This window comes from Kaistia adipata DSM 17808, assembly GCF_000423225.1.
Classification (GTDB): Bacteria; Pseudomonadota; Alphaproteobacteria; order Rhizobiales; family Kaistiaceae; genus Kaistia; species Kaistia adipata.
Genome location: NZ_AUHO01000006.1, coordinates 43,463 through 63,434, shown reverse-complemented (window position 1 = coordinate 63,434; position 19,972 = coordinate 43,463). Strand labels below are relative to the sequence as shown.

Annotated in this window: 19 protein-coding genes and 3 tRNA genes; all 22 read right to left on the bottom strand. The window is 65.6% G+C overall.

All coding sequences use genetic code 11. The features are described 5' to 3' along the window. Window positions 1–34: 34 nt before the first annotated feature. Window positions 35–1,693, bottom strand: a complete 1,659-nt coding sequence (locus G539_RS0100370; RefSeq protein WP_029073453.1) for a ribonuclease J — start codon at window positions 1,691–1,693, stop codon at window positions 35–37. 17 nt (window positions 1,694–1,710) lie between these two features. Continuing rightward, window positions 1,711–2,538, bottom strand: coding sequence for a biotin--[acetyl-CoA-carboxylase] ligase (locus G539_RS0100365; protein ID WP_029073452.1), 828 nt, complete (start codon window positions 2,536–2,538; stop codon window positions 1,711–1,713). 3 nt (window positions 2,539–2,541) lie between these two features. Further along, window positions 2,542–3,981, bottom strand: a complete 1,440-nt coding sequence (gene nuoN / locus G539_RS0100360; RefSeq protein ID WP_029073451.1) for an NADH-quinone oxidoreductase subunit NuoN — start codon at window positions 3,979–3,981, stop codon at window positions 2,542–2,544. A 16-nt stretch (window positions 3,982–3,997) separates the two neighbouring features. Continuing rightward, window positions 3,998–5,509: an NADH-quinone oxidoreductase subunit M gene (locus G539_RS0100355; protein ID WP_029073450.1), complete on the bottom strand. Its 1,512-nt coding sequence runs from the start codon at window positions 5,507–5,509 to the stop codon at window positions 3,998–4,000. 10 nt (window positions 5,510–5,519) lie between these two features. Further along, entirely contained in the window at window positions 5,520–7,604 is a 2,085-nt protein-coding gene (nuoL, locus tag G539_RS0100350; protein WP_029073449.1) for an NADH-quinone oxidoreductase subunit L, read from the bottom strand. 8 nt (window positions 7,605–7,612) lie between these two features. Further along, on the bottom strand, window positions 7,613–7,921 hold the full coding sequence (nuoK, locus tag G539_RS0100345; RefSeq protein ID WP_029073448.1) for an NADH-quinone oxidoreductase subunit NuoK: 309 nt from the start codon (window positions 7,919–7,921) through the stop codon (window positions 7,613–7,615). 21 nt (window positions 7,922–7,942) lie between these two features. Next, window positions 7,943–8,551: an NADH-quinone oxidoreductase subunit J gene (locus G539_RS0100340; RefSeq protein WP_029073447.1), complete on the bottom strand. Its 609-nt coding sequence runs from the start codon at window positions 8,549–8,551 to the stop codon at window positions 7,943–7,945. 69 nt (window positions 8,552–8,620) lie between these two features. Beyond that, window positions 8,621–9,109, bottom strand: coding sequence for an NADH-quinone oxidoreductase subunit NuoI (gene nuoI / locus G539_RS0100335; RefSeq protein WP_029073446.1), 489 nt, complete (start codon window positions 9,107–9,109; stop codon window positions 8,621–8,623). After that, a complete protein-coding gene (gene nuoH / locus G539_RS0100330) occupies window positions 9,109–10,155 on the bottom strand; it encodes an NADH-quinone oxidoreductase subunit NuoH (RefSeq protein ID WP_029073445.1) in 1,047 nt (348 codons plus the stop codon). The genes nuoI and nuoH overlap by 1 nt, the downstream gene beginning before the upstream one ends. Before the next feature lie 7 nt (window positions 10,156–10,162). Beyond that, a complete protein-coding gene (gene nuoG, locus G539_RS0100325; protein WP_029073444.1) occupies window positions 10,163–12,256 on the bottom strand; it encodes an NADH-quinone oxidoreductase subunit NuoG in 2,094 nt (697 codons plus the stop codon). Between the two features lie 3 nt (window positions 12,257–12,259). Further along, window positions 12,260–13,567 carry an NADH-quinone oxidoreductase subunit NuoF gene (nuoF, locus tag G539_RS0100320; RefSeq protein ID WP_029073443.1) on the bottom strand — a complete coding sequence of 436 codons (1,308 nt, stop codon included), beginning with the start codon at window positions 13,565–13,567 and terminating at the stop codon, window positions 12,260–12,262. An 11-nt stretch (window positions 13,568–13,578) separates the two neighbouring features. After that, on the bottom strand, window positions 13,579–14,343 hold the full coding sequence (gene nuoE / locus G539_RS0100315; RefSeq protein WP_029073442.1) for an NADH-quinone oxidoreductase subunit NuoE: 765 nt from the start codon (window positions 14,341–14,343) through the stop codon (window positions 13,579–13,581). Then, window positions 14,343–15,533 carry an NADH-quinone oxidoreductase subunit D gene (locus G539_RS0100310; protein WP_029073441.1) on the bottom strand — a complete coding sequence of 397 codons (1,191 nt, stop codon included), beginning with the start codon at window positions 15,531–15,533 and terminating at the stop codon, window positions 14,343–14,345. Before G539_RS0100310 ends, nuoE begins: the two co-directional genes overlap by 1 nt. Window positions 15,534–15,541: 8 nt before the next feature. Then, the gene (locus G539_RS0100305) at window positions 15,542–16,171 is read right to left on the bottom strand and encodes an NADH-quinone oxidoreductase subunit C (protein ID WP_029073440.1); all 630 of its coding nucleotides are present in this window, start codon (window positions 16,169–16,171) and stop codon (window positions 15,542–15,544) included. 9 nt (window positions 16,172–16,180) lie between these two features. Then, complete coding sequence (locus tag G539_RS0100300) at window positions 16,181–16,762, bottom strand: NuoB/complex I 20 kDa subunit family protein (protein ID WP_029073439.1); 582 nt, start codon at window positions 16,760–16,762, stop codon at window positions 16,181–16,183. Next, the gene (locus tag G539_RS0100295) at window positions 16,753–17,118 is read right to left on the bottom strand and encodes an NADH-quinone oxidoreductase subunit A (protein ID WP_029073438.1); all 366 of its coding nucleotides are present in this window, start codon (window positions 17,116–17,118) and stop codon (window positions 16,753–16,755) included. The genes G539_RS0100300 and G539_RS0100295 overlap by 10 nt, the downstream gene beginning before the upstream one ends. 432 nt (window positions 17,119–17,550) lie before the next feature. Then, complete coding sequence (locus G539_RS0100290) at window positions 17,551–17,859, bottom strand: hypothetical protein (RefSeq protein ID WP_029073437.1); 309 nt, start codon at window positions 17,857–17,859, stop codon at window positions 17,551–17,553. 175 nt (window positions 17,860–18,034) lie between these two features. Beyond that, window positions 18,035–18,637, bottom strand: a complete 603-nt coding sequence (locus G539_RS26465) for an FUSC family protein (protein WP_084639662.1) — start codon at window positions 18,635–18,637, stop codon at window positions 18,035–18,037. A gap of 137 nt (window positions 18,638–18,774) precedes the next feature. After that, a tRNA-Asp gene (locus G539_RS0100280) sits at window positions 18,775–18,851 on the bottom strand. 129 nt (window positions 18,852–18,980) lie between these two features. After that, window positions 18,981–19,057 (bottom strand) — tRNA-Asp (locus G539_RS0100275). Between the two features lie 264 nt (window positions 19,058–19,321). After that, window positions 19,322–19,397 (bottom strand) — tRNA-Val (locus G539_RS0100270). Between the two features lie 145 nt (window positions 19,398–19,542). Continuing rightward, complete coding sequence (locus tag G539_RS0100265) at window positions 19,543–19,818, bottom strand: HU family DNA-binding protein (protein ID WP_018185388.1); 276 nt, start codon at window positions 19,816–19,818, stop codon at window positions 19,543–19,545. Window positions 19,819–19,972: the final 154 nt, after the last annotated feature.

Below are 19,972 nucleotides of genomic sequence, written 5' to 3'. Positions count from 1 at the left end.
TGGCTCCCTTGCGGAAAATCTCTCCGCAAGGGCGTCATACGATCGCGACGAACACAGTGCAAAGTGGCTTTTTGCCCCAAGCCTGCCGAACGGCCGCCCGGACCGAGCGGCGGATCGCCTCCCGCACCAGGTCGGCGTCGCGGCGGCGCGCCCGCGGAATGCTCTCCAGCGTGCCGAGGACGGCCGTCATGACCGTCTCCTCGAAGGGATGGCCGGCAACGCCCTGCAACGGCAGGCCGGTGAGCGCGATTTCGGGATCGACCATGACGCCGCCTTTGGCGTCGAGGACGACCGAGACGGCGACATGGCCCGAAAAGGCGAGCTTGCGCCGCTCCGGCACGCCGACATTCTCCGCGTCGGCGATGATGATGCCGTCCTTGTAGAGCTGGCCGAACGGGACATCGTCGATCTCTTCCGCCGGTCCCGGCGCGAGACGCACGATGCTGCCATTCTCGGTCAACACGACCTGCTTGACGCCCATGTCGCGCGCGAAGGCGGCGTGGGCCCACAGATGCATCGCCTCGCCATGCACGGGAATCGCGATCTCGGGCCGCACCCAGCCATACATTTCGGCCAGCTCGTCCCGGCGCGGATGGCCGGAGACATGCACCAGCCGGTCGCGGTCGGTGATGACGACGATGCCCTGGTCGCAGAGCTGGTTGATGATGTTGCCGATCGCCTTCTCGTTGCCCGGAATCGGGCGCGCCGAGAAGACGACGGTATCGCCCGGCGAAAGGCCGACGAACTTGTGCTCGTCCTCGGCGACGCGCGCCAGCGCCGCGCGCGGCTCACCCTGGCTGCCCGTCAGGATCGCGACCACCTTGGAGCGCGGCAGATAGCCGTAGGATTCCTCGTCGAGGAACGGCGGCAGGCCTTCCATGTAGCCGAGCTCGGTCGCCACATCGATGGCACGGCGAAGGGCCCGCCCGACGATGACCACCTGCCGGTCGGCGGCCTGCGCCGCGAGGGCGATCGACTTGATGCGCCCGACATTCGACGCGAAGGTCGTGAACGCGACGCGGCCGGTCGCCTCCTTGACGATCTCCGTCAGCGAAGCGCCGACTTCCGTCTCGCTCGGGCTGCGGCCGTCGCGCATGGCATTGGTCGAATCGCAGACGAGCGCCAGCACCCCCTCGTCGCCGATCGCCGCCAGACGCGCGCCGTCCGTCACTGCGCCGATGACCGGCTCCGGATCGATCTTCCAGTCGCCCGTGTGCACCACGGTGCCGAGCGGCGTGCGGATCGCCAGCGCCATCGGCTCGAGGATCGAATGCGCCACGGCGATGAACTCGACGTCGAAATCGCCGATCGTCACGCGCTCGCCGGGCGAGACGATGGTGATCGGGATCTCGGGCGCGCCGGGCTGGGCCGCGCGCTTGGCCTGGAGCAGGCCGGCCGTGAACGCCGAGGCATAGACCGGCACGCGCAGGCGCGGCCAGAGATCGAGCAAGGCGCCGAAATGGTCCTCATGCGCATGCGTGATGACGATCGCCTCGATGAAGTCGCGCTCTTCCTCGAGATAGCGGATATCCGGAAGCACGAGATCGACGCCCGGAAGATCGGGGCCCGCGAAGCTGATGCCGAAATCGATCGCCAGCCAGCGCCGCCGGTTGGACGGCCCATAACCATAAAGGGCGAGATTCATGCCAATCTCGCCAACGCCACCCAGGGGCAGAAAGACGAAGTCGTCCATAGCTGCTTTTCTTGCGCTCATTGCCTCGACGTCGCTGCTGCACCGAAATGGACCTCGCCGGCGGCGACGGTCCGTACCAAACCCTGCGGCGATCGGATGACGAGCCTGCCCTCCTCGTCGATCGTCTCGAAGACGCCGGAACTGACTTCCTCTCCCACCCGGACGGTCACCACCTCGCCGAGGCCGGCAGCCCGCTCGAGCCAGAGCCGCCGGATCGACTCAAAGCCGCGTCCATCATTCCACACTCGCGCGACGCTCGCCCAAGAATCCGACAAGGCCTCGAACAGGCGTGGCGCGTCAACGCCAACGCCGAGCGTTGCCAGCGAGCTCACAGGATAGGGCAAGCCTTCCGGGGCCGCCGCGACATTGACGCCGATGCCGATCACGACCGCGAGACGGCCATCGGCCAGAGGCTCCGCCTCGAGCAGGATGCCGGCGAGCTTGCCGCCGTCGAGCAGGACGTCATTCGGCCATTTCAGCCGCAGGCGGTCACGCCGCCCGGCGGCACCGACGCCGTCGAGACCTACCCGGTGAACCAGACCGGGCGCCACGGCGCGGATCGCCTCGTCGAGCGCGAGCCCGGCGGCAAAGCCGAGCGTCGCCGCGACGGCGGGATTGTTGGGAACGACGACGAGAAGGCTGGCGGCAAGATTGCCCACGGGCATCGCCCATGCGCGCCCCCGGCGCCCCCTGCCCTCGGTCTGCTGCGCCGTCACGAACCAGCAGCCGCCGGGATCCCCGGCGCGCGCGGCCGCCAGGGCCTCGGCATTGGTCGAACCGGCCGTCTCAAAGAACTTGAGACGGTAGTGACTGCTGCCCGAGGCCCGGCCGAGCTTGAACTCCATCAATCAGAAGAAGGTCTTTGCCGCGACGCTCGCCGCCTGGCCGATCGGCCCGGCGAAGACGACGTAGAGGATGACGAAGATGCCGGAGAGACCCAGCACGAAGCGGAGTTCGCCCGTCATCGGCTCGAAGGCGCCGGCCGGCTCATCGAAATACATGATCTTGATGATGCGCAGATAGTAGAAGGCGCCCACGACGCTCGACAGCACGCCGATCACGGCCAGCACGTAGAGCTTGGCCTCGATCGCCGCCAGGAAGACGTACCACTTCGCGAAGAAGCCCGCGAGCGGCGGAATGCCCGCCAGCGAGAACAGGACCATGGCGAAGATGAACGCGACAACCGGATGCGAGCGCGACAGGCCGGCGAGATCGCTGATCTCCTCGACCATCTGGCCCTTTCGGCGCATGAACAGGATGACGGCGAAGGCGCCCAGCGTCATGGCGATGTAGATCGCCATGTAGAGGACGACGCCCTGCACGCCCGCCTCATTGCCAGCTGCGAGGCCGACGAGCGCGAAGCCCATATGGCCGATCGACGAATAGGCCATCAGGCGCTTGATGTTGCGCTGGCCGATGGCGGCGAACGCGCCGAGGATCATCGAGGCGACGGCGATGAAGGTGACGACCTGCTGCCAGTCGGCCGCGGCCGGGCCGAGCGAGCCGAACAGGACGCGCACGAACAGGGCCATGGCGGCGGCCTTCGGGGCAGCCGCGAAGAAGGCGGTCACCGGCGTCGGCGCGCCTTCATAGACGTCGGGCGTCCACATGTGGAACGGAACGGCCGAGACCTTGAACGCCACGCCGGCGATCACGAACACCAGTCCGAAGACAACGCCGATGGCAATCGGGCCATTCGAGAGCGTCGTGGCGATGCCCTGGAACTGCGTGTGGCCGGTGAAGCCGTAGATCAGCGACATGCCGTAGAGCAGCATGCCCGACGACAGCGCGCCGAGGACGAAATACTTCATGCCCGCTTCCGTCGACTTGACGGAGTCGCGGTTGCTGGCAGCCACGACATAGAGCGCGAGCGACTGCAGCTCGAGGCCGAGATAGACGGCGATCAGGTCGTTGGCCGAGATCATCATCAGCATGCCGAGCGTGGCAAGCAGGATCAGCACCGGATACTCGAAGCGGGCGATCTTCTCCCGCTTCACATAGTTGACCGACATCACGATCGCGAAGCCGGAACCGATCAGCGCTAGCACCTTCATGAAGCGCGCGAACGGATCGAGCACGAAGGCGCCACCAAAGGTCACGCCGTCCTCGGCCTTGAAGAGCAGCACCAGACCGGCCACCGCGATCAGCAGCACGGCGAGCGTGGTGACGAGCGGGGTTGCCCGCTCGCCGCCGAAGGCGCCGATCATCAGCAGAACCAGGGCGCCGACCGCGAGGATCAGCTCCGGCAGGAACGGGGTAAGCGAGGGAAGCGTAGCGAGGTCCATCATGATCTGTCCGTGTTCCTCACTGCGCCGCCAGCGCGAGCTTGCCGGCAGCCGAGAGCGCGGCCTGATAGTTGGTAATCAGATTGTCGACCGCCTGCCCCGTCACGTTGAAGACGGGGATCGGATAGACGCCGAAGAAGATCGTCAGCACGATCAGCGGCACGAGGATGGCCACCTCGCGACGCGACAGGTCGAAGATCGACTTGAGCGCGGCCTTGTCGAGCACGCCGAAGATCACCTTGCGGTAGAGCCACAGCGCGTAGCTGGCCGACAGGATGACGCCCGTCGTGGCAAACGCCGCGACCCAGGTGTTGACGCGGAAGATGCCGATCAGGGTCAGGAACTCGCCGACGAAGCCGCTGGTGCCCGGCAGGCCCACATTCGCCATCGTGAAGACGAGGAAGGCGAAGGCGTAGAACGGCATCCGGTTGACCAGGCCGCCATAGGCCGCGATCTCGCGAGTGTGCATCCGGTCGTAGATCACGCCGACGCAAAGGAAGAGCGCGCCGGAGACGATGCCGTGCGACAGCATCTGGAAGATCGCGCCTTCGACACCCTGCGGGTTCATGGCGAAGATGCCCATGGTCACGTAGCCCATATGGGCGACCGACGAGTAGGCGATCAGCTTCTTCATGTCCTGCTGCATCAGCGCCACCAGCGAGGTGTAGATGATGGCGATGACCGAAAGCGTGTAGATGAAGGGCGCGAAGTCGGCAGACGCGATCGGGAACATCGGCAGCGAGAAGCGCAGGAAGCCGTAGCCGCCCATCTTCAAGAGCACGCCTGCCAGGATGACCGAGCCAGCCGTCGGCGCCTCGACGTGTGCGTCGGGAAGCCAGGTATGCACCGGCCACATCGGCATCTTCACCGCGAAGGAGGCGAAGAAGGCGATCCAGAGCCAGGTCTGCATCGAAGCAGGGAACTGGAACTGCAGCAGCGTCGGGATGTCGGTCGTGCCGGCCTGGATGTACATCGCCATGATGGCGAGCAGCATCAGCACCGAGCCGAGCAGCGTGTAGAGGAAGAACTTGAACGCCGCATAGACGCGCCGCGCGCCGCCCCAGATGCCGATGATCAGGAACATCGGGATCAGGCCGCCTTCGAAGAAGACGTAGAAGAGCAGCAGATCGGTGGCGCAGAATACGCCGATCATCAGCGTCTCGAGGATCAGGAACGCGATCATGTACTCGGCGAAGCGCTTCTTCACCGAGTACTTCGACGCGACCACGCAGATCGGCATCAGGAAGGTCGTCAGGATGACGAACAGCATCGAGATGCCGTCGACGCCCATCGAGTAGCCGATGCGGCCGCCGAGCCACTCGGTGCGCTCGACGAACTGGAAGCCGGCATTGGCGTTGTCGAAATCGATCCAGATCAGGAGCGACACCAGGAAGGTGACGATCGTGGTCCAGAGCGCGATCCAGTAGACGTTGCGCCGCGACGCGGCGTCATCGCCGCGGACGAGCAGGATCAGGAGTGCGCCGACCGTTGGCAGGAAGGTAACGGTCGAGAGGATCGGCCAGTCAGTCATCTAAAACCCCTCAACCCGCAAACATCATCCAGGTGACCAGCGCAGCGACGCCGATCAGCATGGCAAAGGCATAGTGGTACACGTAGCCGGACTGCAGCCGGACAACCCGGTTGGTGACATCGACGACGCGCGCCGAGATGCCGTCGGGACCGAACCCGTCGATCAGCCAGCCATCGCCCTTCTTCCAGAGGAAGCGGCCAAGCCACTTGGCGGGGCGCACAAACAGGAAGTCGTAGATCTCGTCGAAGTACCACTTGTTGAGCAGGAAGCGGTAGAGCACCGGCTGCTCGGCCGCGAGGCGCTTCGGCGTCTCGGGCGAGCGGATGTAGAACCAGTAGGCCACCAGGAAGCCGATCACCATCATGATGAAGGGCGAGTACTTCACGAGGGCCGGCACGCCGTGGATCTCGTGCAGGATGTGGTTCTCGGGTCCGGTGAAGAGCGCGCCCTTCCAGAACTGGTCGTAGCCTTCGCCGATGAACTGGTTCGCGAAAACCATGCCGGCGAAGATCGCGCCGATCGACAGTGCATAGAGCGGGATGGTCATCACCAGCGGCGACTCGTGCACGTGGCTCATCACCTCTTCCGAAGCGCGCGGCTTGCCGTGGAAGGTCATGAACACCAGGCGCCAGGAGTAGAACGACGTCATCAGCGCGGCTGCCACGACCAGCACGAAGGCATAGCCGGAGAAGGCGTTGTGGGCGACGAAGGCGCTCTCGATGATGGCGTCCTTGGAGTAGTAGCCAGCCGTCAGCGGGAAGCCGGTCAGCGCCAGCGTGCCGATCATCATCGTCCAGTAGGTGACCGGGATCTTCTTCCACAGGCCGCCCATCTTGCGCATGTCCTGCTCGCCCGAGACGGCGTGGATCACCGAGCCGGCACCGAGGAACAGGAGCGCCTTGAAGAAGGCGTGCGTGAACAGGTGGAACACGCCCGCGCCATAGGCGCCGACGCCGAGCGCGACGAACATGTAGCCAAGCTGCGAACACGTCGAATAGGCGATGACGCGCTTGATGTCGTTCTGCACCAGGCCGACGGTCGCGGCGAAGAACGCCGTGGTCGCGCCGAAGAAGGTGACGACCGTCAGCGCGGTCGGCGCCAGCTCGAACAGCGGCGACATGCGGGCGACCATGAACACGCCGGCGGTCACCATGGTGGCGGCATGGATGAGCGCGGAGACGGGCGTCGGGCCCTCCATTGCGTCCGGCAGCCAGGTATGCAGCAGGAACTGCGCCGACTTGCCCATCGCGCCAATGAACAGGAGGATGCAGATCACCGTGAGGGCGTCGAGATCCCACGACAGGAAGTGGATCGTCTGGCCGGCGACGCTGCTCGTGTTGGCGAAGATGGTCTCGAAATCGACCGAGCCGAACATCACGAAGATCGCGAAGATGCCGAGCGCGAAGCCGAAGTCGCCAACGCGGTTGACGACGAACGCCTTGATCGCGGCGGCATTGGCCGACGGGCGCTTGAACCAGAAGCCGATCAGCAGGTAGGACGCGAGACCCACGCCTTCCCAGCCGAAGAACATCTGGAACAGGTTGTCCGACGTCACCAGCATCAGCATGGCGAAGGTGAAGAGCGACAGGTAGGCGAAGAAGCGCGGCCGGTGCTCGTCGTGGCTCATGTAGCCGATCGAGTAGAGGTGCACGAGCGACGACACCGAGGTGACGACGACCAGCATCATCGCGGTCAGCGTGTCGATGCGCAGCGCCCAGTCGAAGGTCAGCGTGCCCGAGGCGACCCAGGGCAGCACCTTGACCCGAACTGTCTCGCCTTCCGGCGAGCCGATCGTCAGGAACGCGATCCAGGACAGGACCGCCGAAACCAGCAGCAGGCCAGTGGTGATCAGCTCCGCCGGGCGCGAGCCCGGGGCCGCGGCGTGATGACCATGATCCCCATGACCATGGTCGTCGTGGCCGTGGCCGTGGTCATCGTGGTGATGATCGGCATGGCCGTGCGCGTCATGACCATGCGCGTCGGCGAGGCTTTCCTTCGGCGCGCCGACCATGGCGGCGCGGTAGCTGCCCGAAAGCGCGATGACGCCGGCGATGAGCGCGCCGATCAGAGGGAGAAAGACGATGGCTGAATACATGGCAGGCCTCAGCCCTTCATCATGTTGATGTCTTCGACCGCGATGGAGCCGCGGTTGCGGAAGAAGACGACGAGAATGGCGAGGCCGATGGCCGCCTCCGCTGCCGCGACGGTGAGAACCAGCAGCGCGAAGATCTGACCGACGAGGTCGCCGAGGAAGGACGAAAACGTCACCAGGTTGAGGTTGACCGAGAGCAGGATCAGCTCGACCGACATCAGGATGACGATGACGTTCTTGCGGTTGATGAAGATGCCGAACACGCCGAGCGTGAACAGGATCGCCGCGACGGCAAGGTAGTGAGAGAGACCGATAGCCATGGTGTTTTCCTCGTCTCTCCCTCAGATGCCCTTGCCGGGCTCAACGGAGTGCAATTCGACCTTCTGCGACCGGCCGACCTGATCGGCGATGACCTGGCGCTTGACGCGCGGCTTGTGGCGCAGCGTCAGCACGATGGCGCCGATCATCGCGACCAGCAGGACGAAGCCGGCCGTCTGGAAGAAGAAGATGTAGTCGGTGTAGAGCAGCCGCCCGATCGCTTCGGTATTGGTCAGCTGGTTCAGCTCGGGGATCGGACGGACCGGATTGGCGAGCACGTCGGGCGCGAACACCCAGCCGCTCAGCACGATCAGCAGCTCGGCGAGCAGGACGATGCCGATCAGCGCGCCGACCGGCAGATACTGCAGGAAGCCCTGGCGCAGCTCCGTGAAATCGACGTCCAGCATCATGACGACGAACAGGAACAGGACCGCGACCGCGCCGACATAGACGACGACCAGCATCATCGCCAGGAACTCCGCGCCGAGCATCACGAAGAGGCCGGCGGCGTTGAAGAAGGCGAGGATGAGGAAGAGCACGGAGTGCACGGGGTTGCGCGACGAGATCACCATCAGCGCGGACGCGATGACGATGGCCGAGAACAGATAGAAAAAGATGGTCTGCAGGATCATGATCCGAGCCCTTGGACAGCGCGGCTGACCGCGGCGTCCCTCCCAATTTGCGTCACAACCACACCCCGCCTAGCGGTAGGGGGCGTCCATGCTGATATTCTGCGCGATCTCGCGCTCCCAACGGTCGCCATTCGCCAGGAGCTTTTCCTTGTCGTAGTAGAGCTCCTCGCGCGTCTCCGTCGCGAATTCGAAGTTCGGCCCCTCGACGATGGCGTCGACCGGGCAGGCCTCCTGGCAGAACCCGCAATAGATGCACTTCACCATGTCGATGTCGTAGCGCGTCGTGCGGCGGGTGCCGTCGTTGCGCCGCGGGCCGGCCTCGATGGTGATCGCCTGCGCCGGGCAGATCGCCTCGCAGAGCTTGCACGCGATGCAGCGTTCCTCGCCGTTCGGATACCGCCGCAGCGCATGCTCGCCGCGGAAGCGCGGGCTGACCGCGCCCTTCTCGAACGGGTAGTTCACCGTCGTCTTGGGCGAGAAGAAATACCGCATCGCGAGGAGGAAGGCGGAGACGAACTCCGACAGGAAGATCGACTTGGCGGTCTGGTCGAGGCGCATCACGGTGCCCACCCCATAATCTGCAGAACGGCGGCCACCAGAACGACCATGAACAGCGAGATCGGCAGGAATACTTTCCAGCCCAGCCGCATCAGCTGGTCATAGCGGTAGCGCGGGACGATAGCCTTCGCCATGGCGAACATGAAGAAGACCATGAGTGCCTTCAACACGAACCAGACGATGCCCGGCACCCAGGTGAAGGGCGCGATGTCCACCGGCGGCAACCAGCCCCCGAGGAACAGGATCGTCGTCATCGCGCACATCAGGCAGATCGACGCGTATTCGCCGAGCATGAACATCATGTACGGCGTCGAGCCATACTCGGTCATGAAGCCGGCGACGAGCTCCGACTCCGCCTCGGCGAGGTCGAAGGGCGGGCGGTTCGTCTCGGCGAGCGCCGAGATGAAGAAGATGACGAACATCGGCAGCAGCGCGAGCCAATGCCAGTCGAGGAAGCTGCCCGGCAGGCCGAGGCGGGTGCCAAGGCCGTCCTGCTGCGACATCACGATGTCGGACAGGTTGAGCGAGCCGACGCAGAGCAGCACGGTGACGATCACGAAGCCGATCGAGACTTCGTAGGACACCATCTGCGCCGCCGCGCGCAGCGACGACAGGAACGGGTACTTCGAGTTCGAAGCCCAGCCGCCCATGATGATGCCGTAGACGCCGAGCGACGAGATCGCCAGCAGGTAGAGAACGCCGACATTGATGTTGGCGACCACCCAGCCCGCATTGAACGGGATCACCGCCCAGCCGGCGAGCGCCAGCGACACGGTGACGAGCGGCGCCAGCAGGAACAGGCCCTTGTTGGCTCCGGCCGGGATCACCGGCTCCTTCAGGATGAACTTGAGAAGGTCGGCGAAGGACTGCAGCAGGCCGAAGGGACCGACGACGTTCGGACCACGGCGGATCTGGACGGCGGCCCAGATCTTGCGGTCGGCCAGCAGGATGAAGGCGATCGACACCAGGAGCAGGACGAGCAGCAGCAGGCTCTGGCCGACGATGATCGCGCCGGGGATGAGGTAGTTTTCGACGAAGCCGTTCATTCCCGCCTCACTCCGCAGCAGCGGCAATCTGGCCGGCCGCGAGCGCCGAGCACTCCGCCATGGTGGCGGAAGCGCGGGCGATCGGGTTGGTCAGATAGAAATCATGGATCGGATTGACGAAGGCCGCCTTTCCGAGCTGACCGCCCGCCGAGGCGAGCGCCGCGACGTCGGCGATGTCGCCGGGGCGGATCGTGTCGACCGCCGCGAGATGCGGATGCGTGGCGTAGAGCGCCTTGCGCAGTTCACCGAGCGAGTCGAACGGCAGACGATGGCCGACGACGTCCGACAGGGCGCGCAGGATCGCCCAGTCCTCGCGGGCGTCGCCCGGCGGGAAGCCGGCGCGGTGCGCGACCTGGACGCGGCCCTCGGTATTGACGTAGGTGCCCGACTTCTCGGTATAGGCGGCAGCCGGCAGGATGACGTCGGCGCGGTGGGCGCCGGCATCGCCATGCGTGCCGATATAGACCACGAAGGCCGAGCCGAGACGCGTCGTGTCGATCTCGTCCGCGCCGAGCAGGAAGAGCACGTCGAGCGCGCCCTGCCCCGCCGCATCGATCATGCCGGCGGTGTCGAGGCCGCCCGCAGCCGGGACGAAGCCGATGTCGAGCGCGCCGACGCGCGAAGCGGCGTTGTGCAGAACGGCCAGGCCGTTCCAGCCCTCGTCGCGACCGGGAGCCGCCGCAATGGCTGCCGCCGTGGCGAGCACGGCCTTGCCGTCCTCGCGGGCGAGCGCGCCCTGGCCGACGATGACGATCGGCCGCTTGGCGTTGGCGAGGATCTCGCCGAAGGCGCCCTTGCCGGCCGCAATCTCGGCCAGCGTTTCCGGGCCGGCGCCGAGATAGTCATGCGGGTAGGTCAGGTCGACCGCCTCGCCGATGACGCCGATCTTGACGCCGCCGGCGCGCCAGCGCTTGCGGATGCGCGCGTTCAGGACGGAGGCTTCCTTGCGCGGATTGGCGCCGACGATCAGGATCGCATCTGCCTGCTCGATGCCGGCGATGGTCGGGTTGAACAGATAGCTGGCGCGGCCGAGCGACGGGTCGAGCGCGGCGCGATCCTGCCGCGCGTCGAGATTGGCCGACCCCAGGGCGCCGATCAGCGCCTTCAGGGCGTACATTTCCTCGACGGCGGCGAGGTCACCGGCGATGGCGCCGATCTTCGAACCGCTGGTCGACGACACCTTGGCCGCGATCGCCGCGAAGGCCTCGCCCCACGACACGGCCTTCAGGCGGCCGTCGACGCGCAGATACGGACGGTCGAGACGCTGCGTGCGCAGGCCGTCCCAGATGAAGCGCGTCTTGTCGGAGATCCACTCCTCGTTGACCGCCTCGTTGAGGCGGGGCAGCACGCGCATCACTTCGCGGCCGCGCACGTCGACGCGGATGTTCGAACCGACCGCGTCCATGACGTCGATCGACTCGGTCTTGTTCAGTTCCCACGGACGCGCCGTGAAGGCGAACGGCTTCGAGGTCAGCGCGCCGACCGGGCAGAGGTCGATGACGTTACCCTGCAGCTCCGACGACAGAGCCTTCTCGAGATAGGTCGTGATCTCGGCGTCCTCGCCACGGCCGATCAGGCCGAGCTCGGAGATGCCGGCGACTTCCGTCGTGAAGCGGACGCAACGCGTGCAATGGATGCAGCGGTTCATCACGGTCTTGACGAGCGGGCCGATATACTTGTCCTCGACGGCGCGCTTGTTCTCGGCGAAACGGTTCTTGTCGACGCCGTAGGCCATGGCCTGGTCCTGCAGATCGCACTCGCCGCCCTGATCGCAGATCGGGCAGTCGAGCGGATGGTTGATCAGCAGGAACTCCATCACACCCTCGCGGGCCTTCTTCACCATCGGCGAGTTGGTCAGCATGACCGGCGGCTCGCCGTTCGGGCCCGGACGCAGGTCGCGCACGTTCATCGCGCAGGAGGCGGTCGGCTTCGGCGGACCACCCTTCACCTCGACCAGGCACATGCGGCAATTGCCGGCGATCGACAGACGCTCGTGGAAGCAGAAGCGCGGCACCTCGGCACCGGCGGCTTCCGCCGCCTGCAGCAGCGTATAGTCCGGCGGAACGTCGACTTCGATGCCGTCAACGATGATCTTGGCCATGATTTACTCCGCCGCTTCCAGCATCTGCCGCTCGAGCGGCCGGGGATTGCGGGAATAGAGGTCGATGCGCTCCTCGATCTCGTGCCGGAAATGCCGGATCAGGCCCTGGATGGGCCAGGCGGCGGCATCGCCGAGCGCGCAGATCGTGTGACCCTCGACCTGGGTCGTCACCTGGAGAAGCATGTCGATTTCGCGCTTCTCGGCTTCGCCGCGCGCCATGCGGTCGATGACGCGCCACATCCAGCCGGTGCCTTCGCGGCACGGCGTGCACTGGCCGCAGCTCTCATGCTTGAAGAAGTAAGCAATGCGGGCGATGGCGCGGATGACGTCGGTCGACTTGTCCATCACGAGCACGCCGGCCGTGCCGAAGCTCGACTTCACGGCGCGGGTGCCGTCGAAGTCCATGATCAGGTCTTCGCACTGCTCGGCCGGGATGATCGGGCACGAGGCGCCGCCGGGGATGATCGCCTTGAGATTATCCCAGCCGCCGCGGATACCGCCGCCGTGCTTCTCGATCAACTCCTTGAACGGAATGCCCATCGCCTCTTCGACGATGCAGGGCGTGTTCACATGGCCGGAGATGCCGAACAGCTTGGTGCCGACATTGTTCGGCCGACCAATCGACGAAAACCAACTGGGGCCGCGACGCAGAATGGTCGGGGCGACGGCGATGCTCTCGACGTTGTTGACGGTCGTCGGGCAGCCATAGAGGCCGACATTCGCCGGGAACGGCGGCTTCAGACGCGGCTGGCCCTTCTTGCCCTCGAGACTCTCGAGCAGCGCGGTTTCCTCGCCGCAGATATAGGCGCCGGCGCCATGCGCGACGTAGATGTCCATGTCCCAGCCATGGACGTTGTTCTTGCCGATGAGGCGGGCCTCATAGGCCTGGTCGATGGCGGCCTGCAGATGCTCGCGCTCGCGGATGAACTCGCCACGGACATAGATGTAGGCCGCGTGGGCGCCCATCGCGAAACCGGCGATCAGGCAGCCCTCGACGAGGTGGTGCGGATCATGGCGCAGGATCTCGCGATCCTTGCAGGTGCCCGGCTCCGACTCGTCGGCGTTGACGACGAGATAATGCGGGCGACCGTCGTTCTGCTTGGGCATGAACGACCACTTCAGGCCCGTCGGGAAGCCGGCGCCGCCACGGCCGCGCAGGCCCGACGCCTTCATCTGATCGACGATCCAGTCGCGACCGGCCTCGAGGATGGTCTTGGTGCCATCCCAGGAGCCGCGCTTCAGCGCGCCCTGCAGGCCCCAGTCGTGATGGCCGTAGATATTCGTGAAGATGCGGTCTTTGTCCGAAAGCATCGTCCGCTCCTCTACTCTTTCTTGGCGGCGTCGGCGGCCGGAGCGGCCTGCTTCGCCTGGTTGGATTCGCCGGCGGCGGCACGCGCTGCCTCCTCGGCCGCGGCGGCGCGGGCGGCGATCGCCTCGCGCGCGGCCTGCAGGCCGGCGCCCTGCCCGACCATGGAGCCGTCATAGAGCTCCGGGGTCGTCAGCGCGCGGAAGCCACCGACCGGCGCCGAATGATGGCGATCGATCTGCGGACCCGGCTTGATCGGGCGGCCAGCCTCGAGGTCGTCGATCAGCTTGCCCAGCGTCTCGACCGTCAGATCCTCGTAGGTATCCGGCACGATCTGCGCCATCGGTGCGTTGACGCAGGCGCCGAGGCACTCGACCTCTTCCCACGACAGCATGCCATCCGCCGACGGATGGAGCGGCTCGGCGTGGATGCGCTCGCGGCAGAGCTCGATCAGCTTGCCGGCGCCCCGGATCATGCACGGCGTCGTGCCGCAGACCTGGATGTGCGCCTTGCGTCCGACCGGAGCGAGCAGGAACATGGTGTAGAAGGTCGCGACCTCGAGGACGCGGATATAGGGCATGTCGAGGAACTCGCCGACCCAGCGGATCGACGGCTCGGAGACCCAGCCTTCCTGCTCCTGCACGCGCCACAGGATCGAGATCACCGCGGAGGCCTGCTTGCCCTCCGGGAACTTCGTGACCTGCTTCTCGGCCCAGGTGAGATTTTCCGGCGTGAAGGCGAAGGACGCCGGTTGCTCGGATGCGAGACGACGGACGGACATTAGCGGTCAACCTCTCCGAACACGATATCGATGGAACCGAGAACGGCGGAGACGTCGGCCAGCATGTGGCCGCGACACAGGAAGTCCATCGACTGGAGATGCGCGAAACCGGGAGCGCGGATCTTGCAGCGATAAGGCTTGTTCGAGCCGTCGGCGACGAGATAGACGCCGAACTCGCCCTTGGGGGCCTCGACGGCGGCGTAAACTTCGCCGGCGGGCACGTGATAGCCCTCGGTGTAGAGCTTGAAGTGATGGATGAGCGCTTCCATCGAGCGCTTCATCTCGCCGCGCTTCGGCGGCACGATCTTGTTGTCGGTATAGGAGACGGGCCCCGACTTCTCGGTACCGAGCAGGCGCGCGACGCACTGCTTCATGATCCGGACCGACTCGCGCATCTCGGCCATCCGGACGAGGAAGCGGTCGTAGTTGTCGCCATGATTGCCGACCGGAATATCGAACTCGAGTTCCGAATAGCACTCATAGGGCTGGGCCCGGCGAAGGTCCCAGGCCGCGCCGGCGCTACGCACCATGACGCCCGAATAGCCCCACTTCCACGCCTGCTCCAGCGTCACGACGCCGATATTGACGTTGCGCTGCTTGAAGATGCGGTTGCCTGTGACCAGGCGGTCGATGTCGTTGAGCCGCTTCAGGAACGGATCGCAGAAGTCGCCGATGTCACGGACGAGCTGCTCCGGCAGGTCCTGATGCACGCCGCCGGGACGCACATAGGCCGCGTGCAGACGAGCGCCGGAAGCGCGCTCGTAGAAGATCATCAGCTTCTCGCGTTCCTCGAAGCCCCAGACCGGCGGCGTCATCGCGCCGACGTCCATCGCCCAGGTCGTCACGTTCATGATGTGCGACAGGAGACGGCCGATCTCGGAATAGAGGACGCGGATCAGCTGGCCGCGCTTCGGCACCTCGATCTCGAGCAGCTTCTCGACCGCGAGCGCGAAGGCGTGCTCCTGATTCATCGGCGCGACATAGTCGAGCCGATCGAAATAGGGCACCGCCTGGAGGTAGGTCTTGTGTTCGATCAGCTTCTCGGTGCCGCGATGCAGCAGGCCGACATGCGGATCGACGCGATTGATGACCTCGCCATCGAGCTCCAGCACGAGGCGAAGCACGCCGTGCGCGGACGGATGCTCCGGGCCGAAGTTGATGTTGAATGGGCGAACCTGGGCTTCTGCCATTGGGGGCCTCAGCTCGACTTCTGTTCGGTCTTGGGGGCGTCGCCGGCTTTTTCGTCACCCGGCAACACGTATTCGGGGCCTTCCCACGGAGACAGGAAGTCGAAGTCGCGGAATTCCTGGGTCAGGCGGACGGGCTCGTAGACGACGCGCTTCTGCTGGTCGTCGTAGCGCACCTCGACATAGCCGGTGAGCGGAAAGTCCTTCCGCATCGGATGGCCGTCGAAGCCGTAGTCGGTCAGCAGGCGGCGCAGGTCGGGATGGCCGACGAACAGGATGCCGTACATGTCGTAGGCTTCACGCTCGAACCAGTCGGCACCCGGCAAGATCGGGGTAATCGACGGCACCGGCGTGTTCTCGTCGGTCATGACCTTCAAGCGGATGCGCAGGTTCCGCGTCGGGCTCATCAGGTGATAGACGACGTCGAAGCGCTCTTCGCGCTGCGGATAGTCCACGCCGCAGACATCGACCAGGTTCACGAAGCCTGTGTTCGGATCGCTGGCGAGCCACTTGACGAATTCGGCGATGGCATCGCGCTCGACGATGACATTGAGCTCGCCATAAGCGATTTCAAAGCCCACCACGGCGGCGCCACGGTGCGCAACGATGTAGTCGCCCAGCTGTTTGAGGGTCTCGTCCATGCCGTGCCTTCAGCGCTCGATGGTGCCGGTGCGGCGGATCTTCTTCTGCAGAAGCAGAACGCCGTAGAGCAGCGCTTCAGCCGTCGGCGGGCAGCCCGGGACATAGATGTCGACGGGAACCACGCGATCGCAGCCGCGCACCACAGAATAGGAATAGTGATAGTAGCCGCCGCCATTGGCGCAGCTGCCCATCGAGATGACGTAACGCGGCTCCGGCATCTGGTCGTAGACCTTGCGGAGCGCCGGGGCCATCTTGTTGGTCAGCGTGCCGGCGACGATCATCACGTCGGACTGCCGCGGCGAACCGCGCGGCGCGACGCCGAAGCGCTCGAGATCGTAGCGCGGGCCGGAGACCTGCATCAGGCCCTCGACGGCGCAGCAGGCCAGGCCGAACTGCATCCACATCAGCGAGCCCGTGCGGGCCCAGGTGATCAGGTCGGACGCGGCGGCGACGAAGAAGCCCTTGTCAGCCAGCTCGGCGTTGACGTCCATGAAAAAGGGATCGGAATGACCGATCGGACGCCCGGAGGCGTCCACGAGGCCCTTCGGCCGCTCCGCGACCTGGGTGCCGGAGGTTCCGCTCAATCCCATTCGAGCGCTCCCTTCTTCCATTCGTAAATGAAGCCGACCGTGAGGACGGCCAGGAAAATCATCATCGACCAGAAGCCGTACCAGCCGAGGTCGCCGAACACCACGGCCCACGGGAACAGGAACGCCACTTCGAGATCGAAGATGATGAACAGGATCGCGACGAGGTAGAACCGCACGTCGAACTTCATGCGCGCATCGTCGAAGGCGTTGAATCCGCACTCATAGGCGGAGAGCTTCTCCGGATCCGGATTGCGGTAGGCGACGAGGAACGGCGAGATCAACAGCGCAAGACCAATGACCAGGGCGATTCCGAGAAACACCACGATCGGAAGGTATTCGCGCAACAGGTCTTCCATGGTCCGGCTCCGTTGCTCCATTGGGCGCAGCCGCGCTGCCGCGCTGCAATGGTGCGGCGCAAAAACCGCCGCCAAGCGTTTCACTCGAATAAGATATCGGCCGGCCGTGCGAACGGCGATCCGCCGGGGCGGCGGTCGAAACATGAGGCGAGGCTTAGCGGAGGCAGCAGGGCGTGGCAAGCCCCGTGCCGCCTTCCGGCCATGGCGCTTGGACGCAGGCCCCGCCAATCGCGGCGGGAAACGGGCAAAAATTAGAACTGGAAGAATGAAAGCTGGTCGGTGTGCGGCGAGATGTCCCGACCAAACCGGTTGGACACCGCACTCCGCCTGCAAAATCGGCGCGCCAACGCGCGCCGTAGAATTCACAGAAATTCGGCCCCGTGCGCCGTGCCGACCGATCGCGGCCAGGGCCGGACCGTCCCGGACTTCGCCTCAGCGCGCGCCGGAAGCCTGATTCTTGAGCATGCCGACAATGGCCGTCAGGATCGCGCCACCGGCGCCGCCGCCGATCAGGTCCGTCACGATCTTGCCAATGTCCATGCCCGCCGCGGCCGCCGCGGCATCCCCGGCGCCGCCGCCCATCACCGCCTGCAGGATCTGGCCCAGAATGAGACCACCGATACCGCCGGCGATGGAGTTGCCGGTCGTGCCGAGGCTCTTCTCCTTGAGCGCCGCACCCGCCGCGTTTCCACCGATCAGGCCCGCAACCACCTGAATGATCAAAGGCAGTAGAGTTTCCATGAAAACCTCCCGAGGAGGACGTCCGGCCGCGAATCATTCGTGACCGGCGCCAGCAGAGGAAGGATAAACTTATCACAGGGAGCGACCTAATCTTTATGTCGCTGCGTCGCAGCAACAGTATTCAACGCCTCCCCCACCCGTGCGGCGCTCCGGCACGCTGGATCCGCCCGTACTGCTAGGAAGCGCGATCGAGGGATTCTGTCCCCGAACGCCGATCCGCTGATGGCGAACCCTCCTGACCAGGCAACAGGGCGAACACAGCCGTCGCCACCAGCAGGCCGCCCGCCGTCAGCAGCACCCGATCGAGCGCCATCGGCACGGGATCGGCAGCAGGACCGAGGTCGAAGGCGAGCGCCACGGCGGTGAGACAGAAGGTCCAGGCGCCGTAGCGCTTGGCGCCAATCACCAGCATGGCAAACACCAGCCCGCCGACGATCAGCGCGTGGAGCCAGGCCGCGCCCGAGAAGCCCAGCAGCAATCCGCCGGCAGCGGCCCCGAGCAGGCTGCCGATGCCCCGCTGCTTCATCCGGCTCAGCGTCTCTCCCCGCGTCGGCTTCAGCACGCGCAGCGCGGCCGCAGGGAGCCACCCGGCATGCGAGCCAGCCCCCGACCACCGCCGCCAGCGCGCCAAGCAGGCTGGCGCCCCCGGCAGCCGCGAGAAAGCGCCACCCGGCACGATCCAGGATCGCCAGCGATGGCGGCCGCGACGGGCCGCGCGGCAGCGCCACGGAGGCCACCCCAGCGCCCCAGGCGGCGCCCGCGAGGAAGTGCGCGCCATAGAGCATCCTGCCGGTATCGGGCGCCTGCGCCACCGACAGGAAGAAGGCGAGCGTCGCCGGCGCGATCGAACGCGAATGACGCGGCCACCGCCCGCAGACGTCGAGTGGATAACCAGAGAACGATGGGAGAAGAAAATGGCGGGAGTGACGGGGCTCGAACCCGCGACCTCCGGCGTGACAGGCCGGCGCTCTAACCAACTGAGCTACACCCCCGCGGGTGCCCCCTCTCGGGGCGTCGCGGCGATTGGCGCCGCGTCGTGCTTGCGAAACGAACGCGCCGGACGATCGCCGGCGGATCCTTTGTTCCGCGGTTCCTAGCAGTTGTCACCTGCAGGGAAGAAGTGGCGGGAGTGACGGGGCTCGAACCCGCGACCTCCGGCGTGACAGGCCGGCGCTCTAACCAACTGAGCTACACCCCCGCTGGGGTCCCCTTCCGGGGCCGTCGCAGCTTGTTGCCGCGCCGTGTTGAGCGCTGAAGTACGGTACGGCCCTATCCAAGTCAAGCACGCTTTCCGGCGCCATTGTGGAAAAACTATCGAGCCGGATAAACGCTGCCCGCCCCCATCCATGCCCCCTGCCCGGCCGGGCCGGCGCGCGCCTGTCGCGAAGCGGATCACGGCCGCGGCCAAAGGCGACGACGGAGACGGGATGGTGCTGGCGTGGGAGAGGCAGGCGGGAAGGAATGGTGGGCGGTGAGAGACTCGAACTCCCGACATCCTCGGTGTAAACGAGGCGCTCTACCAACTGAGCTAACCGCCCGGAAATCTTCCGGCGCAGACGTGTAGGCGAAAGTCGCCCTGCCTTTCAAGGGGGCGGGGGCGCGTCGTCCACGGAACCGGCAAAAATAAACGGCCCCGCGCCGGTCAGCGCAAGGCCGCTAAAACTCAACAAGCCTGATGGTGGCTTAGTTGACGGCGTCCTTCAGGCCCTTGCCGGCCTTGAACTTCGGCGTCTTGGAAGCGGCGATCTGGATGGTCTCGCCGGTACGCGGATTGCGGCCTTCGCTCGCGGCGCGGGCAGCCACGCTGAAATTACCAAAACCGATGATCTTGACTTCGTCACCCGACTTCAGGGCAGCCGTGATCACGTCGAACGTGGCGTCGACAGCCTCCGCAGCGGCGGCCTTGGACATGCCGGTACGTTCGGCGACGGCGGCGATGAGATCGTTCTTGTTAGCCATGGATGATCCTTTCTCAGGTCTTGAGTCGGGACGATTCGCATGACCCGACCGAGCGCGAGAAATCCCTGAAAACCGGCCCCATGGCAAGCGGAACTGGCAGGATTCTGCGCTTTTGCGCGATAAATCTGCGAATTTTGATACAAAAACGCCCGCC

Coding starts and splice junctions, on each gene's coding strand:
- G539_RS0100365 (WP_029073452.1), bottom strand. CDS start 2,538: ATGGAGTTCAAGCTCGGCCGGGCCTCGGGCAGCAGTCACTACCGTCTC.
- G539_RS0100370 (WP_029073453.1), bottom strand. CDS start 1,693: ATGGACGACTTCGTCTTTCTGCCCCTGGGTGGCGTTGGCGAGATTGGC.
- nuoN (WP_029073451.1), bottom strand. CDS start 3,981: ATGATGGACCTCGCTACGCTTCCCTCGCTTACCCCGTTCCTGCCGGAG.
- G539_RS26465 (WP_084639662.1), bottom strand. CDS start 18,637: ATGGCGCGCACTTCCTCGCGGGCGCCGCCTGGGGCGCTGGGGTGGCCT.
- G539_RS0100310 (WP_029073441.1), bottom strand. CDS start 15,533: ATGGCAGAAGCCCAGGTTCGCCCATTCAACATCAACTTCGGCCCGGAG.
- G539_RS0100295 (WP_029073438.1), bottom strand. CDS start 17,118: ATGGAAGACCTGTTGCGCGAATACCTTCCGATCGTGGTGTTTCTCGGA.
- G539_RS0100265 (WP_018185388.1), bottom strand. CDS start 19,818: ATGGCTAACAAGAACGATCTCATCGCCGCCGTCGCCGAACGTACCGGC.
- G539_RS0100340 (WP_029073447.1), bottom strand. CDS start 8,551: ATGATCCTGCAGACCATCTTTTTCTATCTGTTCTCGGCCATCGTCATC.
- G539_RS0100355 (WP_029073450.1), bottom strand. CDS start 5,509: ATGACTGACTGGCCGATCCTCTCGACCGTTACCTTCCTGCCAACGGTC.
- G539_RS0100290 (WP_029073437.1), bottom strand. CDS start 17,859: ATGGAAACTCTACTGCCTTTGATCATTCAGGTGGTTGCGGGCCTGATC.
- nuoE (WP_029073442.1), bottom strand. CDS start 14,343: ATGTCCGTCCGTCGTCTCGCATCCGAGCAACCGGCGTCCTTCGCCTTC.
- nuoF (WP_029073443.1), bottom strand. CDS start 13,567: ATGCTTTCGGACAAAGACCGCATCTTCACGAATATCTACGGCCATCAC.
- G539_RS0100305 (WP_029073440.1), bottom strand. CDS start 16,171: ATGGACGAGACCCTCAAACAGCTGGGCGACTACATCGTTGCGCACCGT.
- nuoH (WP_029073445.1), bottom strand. CDS start 10,155: ATGAACGGCTTCGTCGAAAACTACCTCATCCCCGGCGCGATCATCGTC.
- nuoL (WP_029073449.1), bottom strand. CDS start 7,604: ATGTATTCAGCCATCGTCTTTCTCCCTCTGATCGGCGCGCTCATCGCC.
- nuoI (WP_029073446.1), bottom strand. CDS start 9,109: ATGCGCCTCGACCAGACCGCCAAGTCGATCTTCCTGTCGGAGTTCGTC.
- nuoG (WP_029073444.1), bottom strand. CDS start 12,256: ATGGCCAAGATCATCGTTGACGGCATCGAAGTCGACGTTCCGCCGGAC.
- G539_RS0100300 (WP_029073439.1), bottom strand. CDS start 16,762: ATGGGATTGAGCGGAACCTCCGGCACCCAGGTCGCGGAGCGGCCGAAG.
- nuoK (WP_029073448.1), bottom strand. CDS start 7,921: ATGGCTATCGGTCTCTCTCACTACCTTGCCGTCGCGGCGATCCTGTTC.